The following is an 810-nucleotide window of genomic DNA, read 5'->3' on the forward strand; positions in this document are numbered from 1 at the left end:
CGCAGTGGTCGAGGCCGAGTTCCTCCTTGGCGGTGCCGAAGCAGGTCTCGATGGTCCAGCGCAGCCCGGCCACGCCGGCCAGTTCGGCGAGCGTGGTCTCCATCGGCGCGAAGACGACGTAGTAGGCCTGGTCGGAGGCATCGCGCCGGCTGCGCCGCACCAGCAGCCAGTGATCCCAGGGCGGCTGCTGCAGGCGCAGCAGGCGGATCCGCGCCCAGTCGTAGAGCCGCGGTCCCTTGGCTCCCTCGCCCGCCGCGTGACGATGCCAGGCGGAGGCAGGCAGTGCGGCGGCGATCTTGGCGGCATCGCGGGTCGCGCAGCTGCCCTCGGCGGTCATCAGCCGCTCATTGCTGCGCACGGCGAGCACGTAAGGCTGCCCGCGCCCCTCCAGCATGACCCGCAGCCGCTTGTCCGATCCGTACAGCGCGTCGGCCAGCACGAAGGCGCAGGGCAGCCCGGCATCGAGCGCCGTGGCGATCATGTCACGCGCGATCGCGGGCTTGGTGGCGAACGTCACCTCCTCGGGCACGCCCGCCTTGGCGCGCCGGGCCCGATCCGCCGCCCAGGCCTCCGGCAGGAAGAGCCGCCGGTCGATCAGCGCCTGGCCGTAGCGGCTGGCATAGGCCAGGAACACGCCAACCTGGCTGTTCTCGATCCGCCCAGCCGTGCCGGAGTATTGCCGCGCCACGCCAACGGAGTGCTCGCCCTTCTTGATGAAGCCGGTCTCGTCCACCACCAGCACCGCGTCGCGGTCGGCCAGGGCCTCGACGGCGTAGGTGCGCACCAGGTCACGCGCCGCCTCCGCGTCCC

At 72.3% G+C, this 810-nt stretch carries 1 protein-coding gene; it reads right to left on the reverse strand.

Translation table 11 applies throughout. The annotated features are described in order from the left end of the window. Positions 1-810: IS701 family transposase (locus tag D2K64_RS23905; protein ID WP_120010920.1), on the reverse strand; the 810-nt coding region annotated here is incomplete at both ends.

The sequence above is a fragment of the Teichococcus vastitatis genome, from assembly GCF_003604215.1.
Lineage (GTDB): Bacteria > Pseudomonadota > Alphaproteobacteria > Acetobacterales > Acetobacteraceae > Pseudoroseomonas > Pseudoroseomonas vastitatis.